13 protein-coding genes are annotated in these 12,926 nt (G+C 54.7%); 11 read left to right on the top strand and 2 right to left on the bottom strand.

Annotated elements, in window-relative coordinates:
• Positions 1 to 219: 219 nt before the first annotated feature.
• Positions 220 to 498, bottom strand: coding sequence for a hypothetical protein (locus tag HYPMC_RS00550; RefSeq protein ID WP_013945777.1), 279 nt, complete (start codon positions 496 to 498; stop codon positions 220 to 222).
• Positions 499 to 1,589: 1,091 nt separating this feature from the next.
• Here HYPMC_RS00550 and rclC point away from each other — a divergent pair.
• Together rclC and HYPMC_RS00560 are read left to right on the top strand one after the other, a co-directional pair.
• Entirely contained in the window at positions 1,590 to 2,255 is a 666-nt protein-coding gene (gene rclC, locus HYPMC_RS00555; RefSeq protein ID WP_013945779.1) for a reactive chlorine resistance membrane protein RclC, read from the top strand.
• A 147-nt stretch (positions 2,256 to 2,402) separates the two neighbouring features.
• A complete protein-coding gene (locus HYPMC_RS00560) occupies positions 2,403 to 3,320 on the top strand; it encodes an MBL fold metallo-hydrolase (protein ID WP_041299564.1) in 918 nt (305 codons plus the stop codon).
• 29 nt (positions 3,321 to 3,349) lie between these two features.
• Here the strand turns inward: HYPMC_RS00560 and HYPMC_RS00565 are convergent, their stop codons facing one another.
• Positions 3,350 to 4,228 (bottom strand): LysR substrate-binding domain-containing protein, encoded by an 879-nt coding sequence (locus tag HYPMC_RS00565; RefSeq protein ID WP_013945781.1) that lies wholly within the window; start codon positions 4,226 to 4,228, stop codon positions 3,350 to 3,352.
• A 96-nt stretch (positions 4,229 to 4,324) separates the two neighbouring features.
• Between HYPMC_RS00565 and HYPMC_RS00570 the strand changes: the two genes are divergently transcribed.
• From HYPMC_RS00570 to sfnG, 9 genes are all read left to right on the top strand, one after another.
• Positions 4,325 to 5,359 (top strand): zinc-binding alcohol dehydrogenase family protein, encoded by a 1,035-nt coding sequence (locus HYPMC_RS00570; RefSeq protein WP_013945782.1) that lies wholly within the window; start codon positions 4,325 to 4,327, stop codon positions 5,357 to 5,359.
• A gap of 66 nt (positions 5,360 to 5,425) precedes the next feature.
• Positions 5,426 to 5,920, top strand: a complete 495-nt coding sequence (locus tag HYPMC_RS00575) for a cupin domain-containing protein (protein WP_244420952.1) — start codon at positions 5,426 to 5,428, stop codon at positions 5,918 to 5,920.
• A 48-nt stretch (positions 5,921 to 5,968) separates the two neighbouring features.
• Positions 5,969 to 6,403 carry a heme-binding protein gene (locus HYPMC_RS00580; RefSeq protein WP_013945784.1) on the top strand — a complete coding sequence of 145 codons (435 nt, stop codon included), beginning with the start codon at positions 5,969 to 5,971 and terminating at the stop codon, positions 6,401 to 6,403.
• A gap of 15 nt (positions 6,404 to 6,418) precedes the next feature.
• Positions 6,419 to 7,612: an L-dopachrome tautomerase-related protein gene (locus tag HYPMC_RS00585; protein WP_013945785.1), complete on the top strand. Its 1,194-nt coding sequence runs from the start codon at positions 6,419 to 6,421 to the stop codon at positions 7,610 to 7,612.
• Between the two features lie 20 nt (positions 7,613 to 7,632).
• Entirely contained in the window at positions 7,633 to 8,760 is a 1,128-nt protein-coding gene (locus tag HYPMC_RS00590; RefSeq protein WP_013945786.1) for an SMP-30/gluconolactonase/LRE family protein, read from the top strand.
• On the top strand, positions 8,684 to 9,283 hold the full coding sequence (locus HYPMC_RS24950; protein ID WP_013945787.1) for a helix-turn-helix domain-containing protein: 600 nt from the start codon (positions 8,684 to 8,686) through the stop codon (positions 9,281 to 9,283). The genes HYPMC_RS00590 and HYPMC_RS24950 overlap by 77 nt, the downstream gene beginning before the upstream one ends.
• Positions 9,284 to 9,874: 591 nt before the next feature.
• A complete protein-coding gene (locus tag HYPMC_RS00600) occupies positions 9,875 to 10,945 on the top strand; it encodes a helix-turn-helix transcriptional regulator (protein ID WP_013945789.1) in 1,071 nt (356 codons plus the stop codon).
• Between the two features lie 200 nt (positions 10,946 to 11,145).
• The gene (gene msuE / locus HYPMC_RS00605) at positions 11,146 to 11,727 is read left to right on the top strand and encodes an FMN reductase (protein WP_013945790.1); all 582 of its coding nucleotides are present in this window, start codon (positions 11,146 to 11,148) and stop codon (positions 11,725 to 11,727) included.
• A gap of 33 nt (positions 11,728 to 11,760) precedes the next feature.
• Entirely contained in the window at positions 11,761 to 12,879 is a 1,119-nt protein-coding gene (gene sfnG, locus HYPMC_RS00610) for a dimethylsulfone monooxygenase SfnG (protein ID WP_013945791.1), read from the top strand.
• Positions 12,880 to 12,926 lie beyond the last annotated feature (47 nt).

Genomic DNA, 12,926 nt, shown 5'->3' on the forward strand with positions numbered 1-12,926 from the left:
CCTTCGCCCCATTTTGGCGGCGGGGACCGGCACCCTAATCCTTCTCCTTGAACCAGGCCAACTGATCGCCCAAGACTTGTTCCATCACTTTGAGGTCCTCGTTACTGAGGTTCGCAACCTTCGGCGGCGGCAGGGACAACGGGTGGCCCTATCGCGGCAGCGCCATGTCATTCCATCAAGCGAAACTTGAGCGGATGCCGGCCTTGGCGCCATTTCTTGTCACGCGGCTCGCATTTCCAGTCTGACGGGTTTCGCGTCGGCGCCATCGCCGTATCTGCGCCCCGGCAAGAGGTCTTCGACGACGTCGGCGGCGCCGCGCAGGATCGCCTCACGCAATCTGAGCGGATGGGCCACCCCATGCTCGGCTGCTGTGAACAACCTGGCGATCATTTCGTAAACTGTGAGGGGGATACCGCGGTCCGCCACCTCGCACACTACGCTGTCCAGCACCTGGTAGAAATCTTCCAGCTCTTCCGCCGTGAATCGGTATGTCGCCATCAAGCCTCTTCCATCCTCCGCGCGAACCGCATCATCCGGCGCGCCCACCAGGACGGAATCATGATCCTCGACAAAATCCCGTCACGTTTCTGAATCACCCACCGGCTTTCGGCATGTTCTCCACAGCTTGCGCACATCAGCACTCCGTCAGCGCCGTTTGCGGCTGCTCCTATAGACGCGCTCAAACGCAAACCGGCAGTGAAAGGACTCCTTGCGAGTGGTTGACCGGTGACCAGAACCACTCGCCCGACGATGTTTTCGTCGGATTGCGGATGTGTTTCACGACCTCAAGAAAGAGTTGTTCGATTTTTCAGCGACCCAGTAAGCGTGCTTCTGGGCATCATCGTTGGCAGTGTTTTCTTGGCATGCCTCGGATTCATCGGGCTCGACCTGAACTGGGGCTTAGATACTTTTCTCGATTTGGTGTGAGGCCGGACCGCTGCTCATGAACGTAAGATGCATGCTGCTGCCGCGAAGGCGAAGATTGCCATCGACAAATGCGAGGCAGAGAAGCTGCCGCTGTGGCTGATCTTCAAACCCAGCATGATGCAGCGGTTGCGGAAGTAACGGTGTGTGAGCAGGCATAGGAAAACCATCGAAGCCACGGCGGTCCGGATGCCATGTGCGATGGCAGCCGTACGCCATCGCTGAATACTCACGGACAGCTTAACGCCCCCAAACGTGTTGTCTGTAGCACAGGTAGCATCGCCAATTGGTGCAAATGGAAAGAATGCTGGCATAGGGCGCCGCCGTCGGTTCGTCCCAATTACAGACATCGGCTTGGTATGCGGAGCTACCGTCGGCTTCCACTGGCAGACGTCGGCATTTGGGTTAGGAGCCGACGTCACAAACGATCCAGGTATCTTCGACCCTAAGCGGCAATCACGCAAACGTAGCACCTTATAGCTCGAGGCAGCGCTCGGCCAAGAAAGCGTACGCGTCTGCCAAGGATCTAAAGATTGGAAGCCCGCAAGTCGAGTGTATTTCTCATCCAAAAGCTCGCCACTCGATGAATTCTGTCGCCTAGAAACACTCGCGGACGTCGGCTCTTCAAGAATTGGATGCGGAATTGAAAGACACGTATCTTCGCGATGAGCGAAGCAGAGATGGTCTGTCTCGTTCACTCGGAGCTTTCGGCGATGTACAATTTTTTCTGGTCTATCTTGGAGTTCATCGCATCCCCCCTCTCTTATCGTATGGGGATCGCAGCTACAAAAATCGCAATAGCAATCGTGTTTATTTGGATCGGCGCGCTGAAATTTGTGCCGTACGAAGCCGATAGCATTACGCCGTTCGTCGCGAACAGCCCCCTGATGTCGTTCTTTTATGAGCATCCTGCAGACTACAAAATTCACCTCACACACGAGGGTGAATTGAAGCCAGAGCAACGTGCATGGCAGACATCAAATAACACGTACGGCTTTTCCAAGGGGCTAGGCACCGTAGAACTTGTTATCGGCTTCCTGACATTGGCCGGACTATTCTCAATGCGTCTGGGCCTTGTCGGTACAGCACTCGCTTTCGCCACACCATTCGTAACGCTGTCGTTCTTGCTTACCACGCCTGAGGCTTGGGTGCCGGCGCTCGGGGATGCTGAGCATGGATTTCCATTTTTGTCCGGTGCAGGCCGTCTTGTCTTGAAAGACACGGTCATTCTTGCCGGTGCCTGGTTGGTGCTTGTCGATACGGCGCGGCGATTGCTTGGCGAAATGAATACCTCCACCGCGCGAACAAGCACGAAATTGTCAGCCCTATAACATTTTTATTTGGCTGGCTGGCAACCCAAACCGGACTGCCTTACGGGTGGCATCCATGGCCACGTCGATCGCAAATATCCCTGTGAACGGAGACCTTCGGTGACAACCTCGACAATCACGAGCGCGATAACACGGCGCGGCTTCTGTATGTGCTGTGCGGCCAGTGTCCTTGCCAAAGGTTGGCTGTCGCCAAGAGAGGCCTTTGCAGCTTCTCGCAGTCTCGTCGACCTCATTAGAGATTCGGCCGCGAAGACTCCGATCTCGACATACAAACTCCGCGGGAACGTTGCTGTTTTTGAAGGATCTGGAGGAAATATCGCGTTTTTGCATGGGCAAGATGGAAAGGTATTCATCGACGCCGGCATTACCGCTTCCCGTCTGCGCATCCTCGACGCGGCGAACGCTCTCAGCAGTGAGCCCATCCGCTATTTGATAAATACGCATTGGCACTTCGATCATGCCGATGGCAACGCTTGGCTGAACGCTGAGGGTGCCGCAATTGTTGCGCATGAAAATACGCACAAGCATCTTCTCTCGGCGCAACGTGTCGAAGACTGGAACTTCAATTTCCCAGAGTCGCCTTTGGCGGCCATTCCGACGGAGGTCTTTTCGTCGGAGAAATCCCTGAAGCTGAATGGCGAGACATTGGCGCTCAAGCACTATGGGCCGGCACATACGGATAGCGATATCTCGGTCATGTTTTCCAACGCCGACATTCTTCACTGTGGTGACACGTATTGGAACGGGATCTATCCGTTCATTGATTACTCAACTGGTGGCAACATTCAGGGAATGATCAAAGCGGCTGATGCAAACCTCGCCGCCACAACGGACAAAACCATTATCGTTCCGGGGCACGGCCACCCCGTCAGCAATCGGACTGAGCTTCAGGCCTATCGCGATATGCTGCTAGCCATCCATGAAAATGTCGCCAAGCTTAAACAGAGCGGTAAGTCGCTCGACGAAACAATAGCGGCGAAGCCGACTGCTGCATTCGACGCCAAGTGGGGACAGTTCATCATAGATCCGGACTTCTTCACGCAGCTTGTGTACGAGGGAGCGTAGGCTTGGCTTTGGAGCAATCGACCGAACGACTACACGACCACCGTCGCCGGCGCCTTCATGCCGTCGATCAGAAACTGAATGAGTGGTTGGGCAAGATCTCTGCGCGCGTTGTCTTGCCCAAGAACGACGATTTCCGTCTTCGGCAAAGGAGGCCAATGGTCGGGAACGCGCAGAATCTTCATATTGGATTTGATGAAGGACTGACCGAGAAGCGATATACCCAGCCCGCCTTCAACCGCGGCCTGCACGCCCATCAAGCTGCTGACGGTGCAAGCTATCGTCCATTCTTGGCGGGCGGCATCGAGGGTCGAGAACATCAAATCGCGATACATGCACGGCTCTCGCAACAAGACGAGCGGAACCGGGCGATCGAGATTGAATTGAAAATCATCGGCGGCAAACCAGACCATAGGCTCCCGCCAAATAATGCGCCCTCTGTCATCAAACTGTTTGGTTCCGATAACGAGATCAAGTGAATCGTTATCGAATGCTTCGATGAGCTCGTGAGTGAGGCTTGTGTTGATGTTGAGATGCACATCGGGATAGAGCCGCTGAAAACGCAGTAGTAAGCGAGAGAGTTGATGAGGAACGAAATCCTCACAGATACCAACGCGAAGCGTTCCGCTGGATATTGGCGCCCGCAGCGAGCGAATAATATCATCATTGAGTTCGAGCAATCGTCGTGCCCCTACCAGAAGCTGAGCACCGGTTGCGGTGAGCGACAAAATACGGCTGTTCCTATCAATCACAGGCAACCCGACGAGATCCTCAAGTCTTTTGATCTTTTGGCTCACTGCAGATTGCGTACGCCCCAGCGTGTCCGCAGCGGCGGTAAAGCTGCCGCCGTCCGCGACTGCAACAAGCGCGCGAAGGAGATCGATTTCGAGATCAGGCGTGGCGGATGTCATTAGCAGCCTTACTGACCATATTAGAATTATGCGTTTCACATGCACTGCTGCAGCGTCGATATACGCCGCATCGAAACGAATTTATTGGAAATTCCGATGAAGGCAATTGGCTACAGGGTTGCGGGTCCGATTACGGCTAAGGATGCGCTGATCGATATCGAACTTCCGGATCCAATACCCCGTCCACGAGATATTGTGGTGGCGGTGAAGGCCGTGTCGGTTAATCCAGCAGATGTCAAATTGCGCGCGGCTGTGTCGCCACCTGACTTTGATGGCAAACATCCGAGCGACCAAGCAAGAATTCTTGGCTTCGATGCTGCGGGAATTGTGAAAGCCGTCGGCTCGGATGTCTCCATGTTCAAGCCAGGAGACGAGGTATTTTATGCGGGCACGATCGATCGCCCTGGCACCAATAGCGAACTTCACCTCGTCGATGAGCGCATCGTCGGCAGAAAACCAAAGACGTTGAATTTTGCCGAAGCTGCAGCCCTGCCGCTGACCTCGATTACGGCGTGGGAACTTTTGTTCGATAGGCTAGGCGTCGCATTTGGAAATACGAACCAGAAGGGTTCGCTGCTCATTATCAACGGCGCGGGCGGAGTGGGGTCCATCCTGACCCAAATCGCTCGTAAGCTGACCGGGTTGACAGTTATCGCCACGGCCTCCCGGCCGGAAACAATTGCTTGGTGCAAGACGATGGGTGCGCACCATGTCGTCGACCACCACAAACCGCTTATGGAGCAAATAGCGACGCTTGGGATTTCTGGTGTCGAGTACGTTGCGGGTCTGACAGCGACGGACAAGCATCTTCCGGAGATTGAACGCGTTCTGCTGCCGCAGGGCAAGCTTGCGCTCATCGATGATCCTGCTGTGCTCGATATCGTGAAGTTCAAGCGAAAGAGCATCTCCGTCCATTGGGAGCTGATGTTTACGCGTCCACTCTATCAGACGGCTGACATGGTCGCGCAGCACAAGCTGCTCGATAACGTTGCGGACCTCGTCGACACCGGCGTTTTAAAGACGACGCTTTCTGAAATTGCTGGTCCGATAAACGCCGATACTTTGAAGCGCGTCCATCAGATCGTCGAGAGCGGGAAAGCGTTCGGCAAGACGGTTCTGGAGGGTTTCTGAGCCGTGTGTGCGCATGTCAAAAAGCCAAAGATCAGAAGATGGTCTTGTTCACGTCGGTCAGCGGTGTTGGCTTTTGCCTTCAGCCTTTCATCACAATGGCCTGTATATGCGGATGAGATGGTGCCAGCGCGATCGCTGATTAGCGCCGTATCGAATGCGCCGGGTCGAGGGATTCAACCGAGTATCACTAGCCATAGCGCTATGATGCCAATCCCCTATCAGCTGGACGATCAGCCCGTCGAGCAGATCTCGCCTCTCATCCAACGGCAAGTGATCCATGGAACACAGTCCACGTTCGTGAAATGGATTGTAAAAAAGGGCGGCACGGTTCCGCTTCATCACCACGCCAACGAGCAGATCACTTGGATTCTCAAGGGGCGTTGCGATGTCTATTCGCAGGGAAAGAAGTTCACTTTAACAGCCGGGACGCTTCTCGTTATTCCTCCGAACATCCCTCACGAGTTTGTCTGCCCCGAAGATACCGTCGACATGGATTTCTTTTCACCGCAACGGCAGGATTGGATCGACGGTGCGCCCTCTGTCGCCGCCACCGGAAAGTGAAGTGCCGCCGTTTGGCGCGCATCGATACTTCAGCTTGGAGCAGAAATTATGCGCATGTCGCTTTCGAAAGCCAAACGACAGCTCACATATGAGGGCGCCGCCGCGGCGGTAATGGCTGCTGTCGCCAAATCAAAGGAAATAGGCGCCCCCGAATGCATCGCAGTCGTCGACCCGGGCGGCAATCTTCTAGCATTCGCACGCGTCGATGGTGCAGCGACGCTAGCGCGAGACCCAGCCATTTCAAAAGCTGTCACAAGCGCGTCGCTGGGAATTCCGACAGGACAAATCCCATTTGTGTTTGGCGCAAATCTAAGCTTTGCAAGCCATGGCGATATCGTCAACCTCGGGGGCGGTCTTCCGATCATATTCCAGGATGAGATTATCGGTGCAATCGGCGTCGGTTCTGGGACAACCGAACAAGATATAGCTGTCGCAACGGCCGGACGCGACGCTGTCCTTCACGCACTGGCATCTGAAACCTGACGGGCGAGACAGAGCATGAGAACTCTACAAGCAACAACGATTGCAATTTTCTTTTCCTGTGCGACCCTAGGCGCAAGCATAGCCGGCGAGAAGCAGACAATAGAAAGCACAGACGCTTCCGCGTCACTTCCGAGCGACCGGACCATCGGCACGATCGAACCCGTTTTTGAATTCCGCGAAGCCATGCCAACCGGTGTTACTGTGTCGGCGAAAGGCCGCATGTTCATCAATTTTCCCAGATGGGGTGACAATGTTCCCTTCACGGTTGGCGAAATTCGCAACGACAAAGTCGTTGCATTTCCCGACTTGGCTACGAACACCTTCGATCCCAGTCGCGCCGCCCAAACATTGAGCAGCGTGCAAAGTGTCGTTATCGGTCCCGATGACAAGCTCTGGATTCTTGATACCGCCGCTCCAAAATTCTCCAAGCCCCTGATCGGTGCTGCGAAGCTGATGGCCGTCGATCTTGAGACGAACAAGGTTGTGAAGACGATCGCGCTATCCTCCTCCTCGGTTCTGCCAACAACGTACATCAACGACGTGCGCTTCGATCTCCGCAAGGGCAAGGCGGGATTCGCATATATCACAGACTCTTCCGTCAGCGGTCCAGGCGGCATTATCGTCGTCGATCTGGACAGTGGAGAAAGTTGGCGAAAACTTACAGGCGATAAATCCACGTCTCCCGATCCAAATTTTATTCCGGTTGTTGAGGGAGAACGCCTAGCGGTGCGTGCGAAAGGTAGCAAGCCTTCGCCATTTGCAGTTGCCTCCGACGGAATCGCGTTGTCAGCGGATGGCGAAACTCTGTTCTTCTGTCCCCTATCCAGTCGCCATCTCTTTTCTGTCCCGACGCGACTGCTCCGAGATCGGTCTGTTAACGACGGGGACGTCGCGAAAGCAGTGAAAGATCTCGGCGAAAAAGGTGCTTCCGACGGTCTTGAGGCGGATGACCAAGGTCACGTTTACGCAGGCGACTACGAGCGCAACAGTATTCGGCAAAGACAGATCGATGGCGAATGGATCACGATCGCCCACGATCCTCGCATCCTGTGGCCGGACACACTTTCGGTGGCGCGCGATGGCTATCTCTACTTCGCTGCCAACCAGCTTCATCGTCAGCCTCAATTTCATGAAGGACAGGACCAGCGGCAAAAGCCTTACACGCTATTCCGCATCAAAATTGGTGCCGGTCCCGTGTTGCTGAAGTGAGCATCCATAGAGACCGCGTCATGAAGAGAACTTCAATCGCCGGAAGACGACGTGGCGTTGCGGCATCCACGTTGGGGCCGGTATTGTTGTTTTTTCTGTCTTGCGGGGCGTCGGCGGCCAACGCACAACAGATGCGCGATCTCACCGTTGAATTTCAATCGCCATCGCTAATTATCAATGGCATCACGACGACTCCGTCCGGGAGGAAATTTGTCGTTATTCAGCCCCTAACGGCGAAGCAGCCGCAGGTAGCGGAAATCACTACAGGCGAGCCGATTGCCTATCCGAATGCTGCCTGGAATGGCAGGAAGCCAAGCGAGGACGGTAGTATCCGTTTTGTAGGCGTAAATTCGTTGCGTGTTGGCCCCGATGGCATGTTGTGGGTTGTCGACCGGGGGGCGCCGGGGATTGGAAAAGCCCTCGTTCCAGGAGGTCCAAAACTCATTCGCATCGATCTGGCGAACAACAAGGTGACGCGTATCTATGACCTTTCGACTGTCGCCCAAGGCAAGAGCTTCGTCGATGACGTAAGGTTTAATGGCAAGCATGCTTATCTGACCGACGCAGGCCGCCCGGCAATTATCGTTCTAGACCTCGAAACCGGCAACGCGCGCCGCATTCTGGAAAACCATCCTTCAACGGTGGCGCATCGCCCCCTAACGGCTGAAGGCAAGCAACTCCGCGACTCCGAAGGCAAACCGATCATCATCCATGCCGATCAGCTTGAAGTCTCTGCCGATGGCAAATGGCTTTTCTATCAACCCTGCACAGGGCCTATGTCGAGGATCGAAACGCGCTATCTGGACGATCCGACGTTGACGCCAGACGCGTTGGACAGGAATGTTCAAAGTTTTGCCGATACCCCTTCGACGGGAGGCACGGCAATCGATGCGAACGGCACAATCTATTCAAGCGATACCAATCGCTCGCGCATTTTGAAAATAGCGGAAGACGGCAGCATCTCGACGCTTATCGCGGACCCGCGGCTCGCCTGGGTAGACGCAATGTGGATCGATGACAGCAGGAAGCTTTGGATGCCGGCTGCGCAACTTAATCGCGTCGCCGGGCTAAATGACAGCGTCGACGCGGTATATTGGCCGGTCACGGTTTATTCCATCGAGATTGGAGAAAAACCTGTCAGACGCTGACGTTTGCCCAGGACTTTCCACGAAGCCTGAGCAGACCCTGCTCGCGGTGACGAACTCGTACTCGGTCGGCATTCCGTCGAATGTTCCGCCCAATGCGGAATCTCAGGTTCGTCTGGTGCCCTCGTCGCCCCTGCAGAAATGGCGATTAAAGCGAGTACTACTTTACATCGACGAAAAACTCTCGGAGCCGCTCCGTCTTTCTGATTTAGCTGCTGTTGCGGGGATGAGCCGGATGTACTTCGCGCGAAAATTCCGAGCGGCCACCGGCAAAAGTCCCCACGCGTATGTTCAATTCCGCCGTATAGAGTGCGCTCAATTTTTGCTCCTAACCACTGATCAGTCGATTTGCGCGATATCTCTAGAGGCAGGCTTCCACTCCCATGCGCATTTTTCGACGTTCTTTCGAAAGGCAACCGGCGAGACGCCCACTCAATGGCGTCAACGACAAATGAGCGAGAATGTGCCCAACTGGAACGCAAATAAAGAGCCTGCACATAGAAATAGAAAATCGCCGGCCATTTAGAGACGCATGCAGCGGGCTGCGTGACAACACTGACGAGCGGTCCGACTGTTTTTGGCCGTTTGCGTCGGAAGGCTATGTCCGCTCGTTGGCTGTATGCGGTCATAAGGTCCCTTGATTCAGCAACCTAGACCGCAGCCGACGTCAACGTCAGCAAACTCGGCTTTGCGGAAGTTATAGGACGTCCGCTTCGTCCCAATTGCAGACATCTAAGTCCAAAGTGCATGAAAACGTTGGCGGCACCGAAGAACGTCTGCTTTCATGTCAATGTTAGACCTCGCGGATCAAACGAAGACCGACGCCATTGGCCCGAGGCGGACATAAAACTCAAGCGAGGCGTTTTCCTAAAAACGCCGGCTGACGGCGTCGGCGAATTTTTTGCGGCTACTCGTAATCGTTACCGGCCGACGCTAATATATGATAGCGTCAGGTTCGCGGCCCAGTGGGAAGGGAAGCTCTGCAAGAGGGCCCCCGACTTCCCGCGCTTCCCCGAAATAAGGAAATGAAAAATTCTTATTTCGCGCCGTCTTGTGGACCTGCTAGCTCCGGCAACTCAATATTACGCCATCAAATAAGGGGTGAGCGCTCTGGCGGATGCCCATCCTGTGTCCGACTTCGCTTCTCATGGGGATGATCACGACGTCCGGGCCGCTAGAAACCGCTAACTGGTACGCAACGTTTGGAGTTGCGGCCAAATCCATCGGCTCATCGGATTTCTATCGGCAATTGCTCCGGTTGCTCGGCTGTTCCGTAGAGCACGATTACGGGTTTGCTGTCCGTTACGGAAAAGCCAATACCACCGATGTTCTACATACGACGGGCCATCCCGACTTCATCGTCGAACAATACAAAACGATATTTCACGAGGTTGATCCGTTCGGAAATTACTGGCGAAAAACCAGCAGGAAGGGATTTGTACGTTCCTCTGAGGTAATCAACGAGACCGCAGAGACCCAGCTTTACACAAATGTTTTTCTCAAGCGCGCGAAAATTGTCGATGAGGTTGGCATCGTCCTCCCGGCACCCGGAGGTTCGTGCATAGCGCTATTTCTCGAAAGTAAAGCGATCGGCTTTTCCAACGCTGTCGGTGCTCGCGTTGATGAAGTGTTCCCTGCGATTGAGGGCCTTCACCACGCACACCTGGCGCGAACCTATGGGAAGCTTATCAGCATCGCCAATGACAGTCGAAACGTCAGCGCACTTCCGATTGCCATTTTCGATCGGCACGGAAACGCGATTTACCAGAGCGCCAGCTGGCGAGAGGCAGAACTATCCGAACGCCGTCTCGTCGACTTGAAGAATGATATTCGTACGACAGGCCGCACCGAGTTCGGCGTATCCGACAGCATGCGTCTGCGGGTGATCCCTCTCCTCGACGATTTCGCAATCGCTCCGGGAGGACGGATGTGCGCTTTGGATTGGTCGCCGGTCGAGCCGATTGGCTTTATCGCTGAGGCAGAAAGACGTGCGCTTGCTCCGCTAACTAAATTGGAGCGAGACATTCTTGCGCTTATAAAGCTGTCAAAATCATCCGGCCAAATCGCAAGCGAACTTCAAATCGCAAAGGGTACGGTCAAAAACTACAAGCTTAGGCTCTATCGAAAGTTCGCCGTAAATTCCGAGCGCGAGCTTGTCGGACTGTTTGCGAAGACGTCCGTCAGCTGAAGTGCGTCAGCTCAGGCGCGCACGTTGGGCTTAGTGTCTGAAATCAATATACGAAGAAGATATAAGCCGTGTTTGCGGGCTTTTTTGCCGTTAGTGCCATTCGGCATCATTGCCTCTCGCGCAGCCCGAGACATTAAATCCCTCTCGAACAAACGAGCGCGTCTGCGGCCGCGCACGCAGCAAGCGAAGAGGGTATTACTTTGTCAATTTCAGTGGTGGGAATATCGGGAAGTCTCTCGGAACCCTCTCGAACGTCGGGGCTGGTTTCGGCAATCCTCGAAGCTATAGCGAGGGAGACGAACCTCGATACCATACAAATCGATCTCTCCACGTCGAGCGCCGGACTATTTGCAGCGAGCAGTCCGGCAAAGCTGAACTCAGAAGCCCGCGCCATCGTCGAACCCGTCGAGGATGCGGATCTGCTCGTTGTTGGGTCGCCGGTATACCGCGCGTCATACACGGGTGCACTGAAGCATCTGTTCGATCTCGTTGATCACAAGCGATTTGCTAGCAAGCCGGTTATTTTGGCGGCGACGGGCGGCAGCCCGTTGCATGGTCTGGTAATTGAACATCAATTGCGGCCGCTGTTCGGCTTTCTCAACGCGCTCACCTTGCCGACGGCAATTTATGCCATCGAAAGCGACTTCTCGAATTATCGTCTCACGAACGATGCCGTACGCGAACGCATCGATCGATCGGTCGCTGAGGCCGTCATCCAGCTGACCCGCCACCGAATCCCGAAATCATTTTCTTCATCAGTCGGCGCGGCTTCGAACGCGTAAGAACGGTGATAATTGCACTGGAGAGATTCCGAAATGACGATCCTGCCGAGAGAGAATTTGCAACCGCGCGAAGGGCTCAAGTTTGCCTACTGGGTGCCAAATGTTTCGGGTGGCCTCGTAATCAGTAAGGTCCCCCAGCGGACTCGATGGGATTATGAGTACAACCGCGATCTCGCACGTATCGCCGAAAAGTCGGGTTTCGACTATGCGCTCAGTCAAATTCGCTTTACGGCCGGCTATGGTGCCGAATTTCAGCACGAGCCCGTCTCCTTCAGCCAAGCTCTGCTCGGAGCAACTGAACATCTCAAGGTGATCGCAGCGCTTCTGCCTGGACCATGGACGCCTGCCGTCGCTGCCAAGCAGATTGCGACCATAAACCATCTCTATGGCGGCCGTATCGCGGTCAATATCGTCAGTGGCTGGTTCCGTGGGGAATTTGCAGCCATCGGTGAACACTGGCTCGACCACGACGAACGGTATCGAAGGTCTGAAGAATTCATCCGCGCTTTACGCGGGATATGGACCGAAGATGATTTCACGCTGCGCGGCGATTTCTATCGTTTCAATAATTTCAGCATGAAGCCGAAGCCGCTCGATCCTCTTCCGGAAATCTTTCAGGGCGGGTCATCGCGCGCAGCTCGAGACATGGCATCGCGTGTCTCCGACTGGTACTTCACCAATGGCAATACGCCGGACGGTCTTCAGCAACAAGTCGCTGATATCCGCGAGAAGTCGTCTGCATACGGTCGCTCGGTAAAAGTCGGAATCAACGCATTTGCGATTGTGCGTCAGACGGAAGCGGAAGCGCGTCAGGTTCTCGATGAAATCATCCAAGACGCCGACCCCGATGCCGTTAAGGCCTTCGGGCACGAGGTGAAGAATGCCGGCAAGGCATCGCCCGAAGGAGAAGGCAATTGGGCGAAATCCACGTTTGAAGATCTCGTTCAGTATAATGACGGATTCCGCTCAAATCTCATTGGCACGCCACAACAGGTGGCGGAACGCATCATAGCGCTCAAGGATGCGGGCGCAGATCTCATCCTTCTCGGCTTTCTGCATTTTCAGGAAGAGGTCGAGTACTTCGGACGTCATGTCATTCCAATCGTTCGCGAGCTTGAGGCCTCTAAACGCGTGCTTGAGGCGGCTCAGTGACAAGAAATCATCATCAATGAATTCGCACCAAACACCAAATTCGTAGG

Origin of the sequence: Hyphomicrobium sp. MC1 (assembly GCF_000253295.1) — a bacterium.
Classification (GTDB): domain Bacteria; phylum Pseudomonadota; class Alphaproteobacteria; order Rhizobiales; family Hyphomicrobiaceae; genus Hyphomicrobium_B.

Bases quoted from the DNA above. Each gene is read 5' to 3' on its own strand.
- HYPMC_RS00550 (WP_013945777.1), bottom strand. From the start codon at position 498: ATGGCGACATACCGATTCACGGCGGAAGAGCTGGAAGATTTCTACCAG.
- HYPMC_RS24950 (WP_013945787.1), top strand. From the start codon at position 8,684: ATGACAGCGTCGACGCGGTATATTGGCCGGTCACGGTTTATTCCATCG.
- HYPMC_RS00585 (WP_013945785.1), top strand. From the start codon at position 6,419: ATGAGAACTCTACAAGCAACAACGATTGCAATTTTCTTTTCCTGTGCG.
- HYPMC_RS00565 (WP_013945781.1), bottom strand. From the start codon at position 4,228: ATGACATCCGCCACGCCTGATCTCGAAATCGATCTCCTTCGCGCGCTT.
- HYPMC_RS00600 (WP_013945789.1), top strand. From the start codon at position 9,875: ATGCCCATCCTGTGTCCGACTTCGCTTCTCATGGGGATGATCACGACG.
- HYPMC_RS00580 (WP_013945784.1), top strand. From the start codon at position 5,969: ATGCGCATGTCGCTTTCGAAAGCCAAACGACAGCTCACATATGAGGGC.
- HYPMC_RS00560 (WP_041299564.1), top strand. From the start codon at position 2,403: ATGTGCTGTGCGGCCAGTGTCCTTGCCAAAGGTTGGCTGTCGCCAAGA.
- HYPMC_RS00590 (WP_013945786.1), top strand. From the start codon at position 7,633: ATGAAGAGAACTTCAATCGCCGGAAGACGACGTGGCGTTGCGGCATCC.
- HYPMC_RS00570 (WP_013945782.1), top strand. From the start codon at position 4,325: ATGAAGGCAATTGGCTACAGGGTTGCGGGTCCGATTACGGCTAAGGAT.
- rclC (WP_013945779.1), top strand. From the start codon at position 1,590: ATGAGCGAAGCAGAGATGGTCTGTCTCGTTCACTCGGAGCTTTCGGCG.
- sfnG (WP_013945791.1), top strand. From the start codon at position 11,761: ATGACGATCCTGCCGAGAGAGAATTTGCAACCGCGCGAAGGGCTCAAG.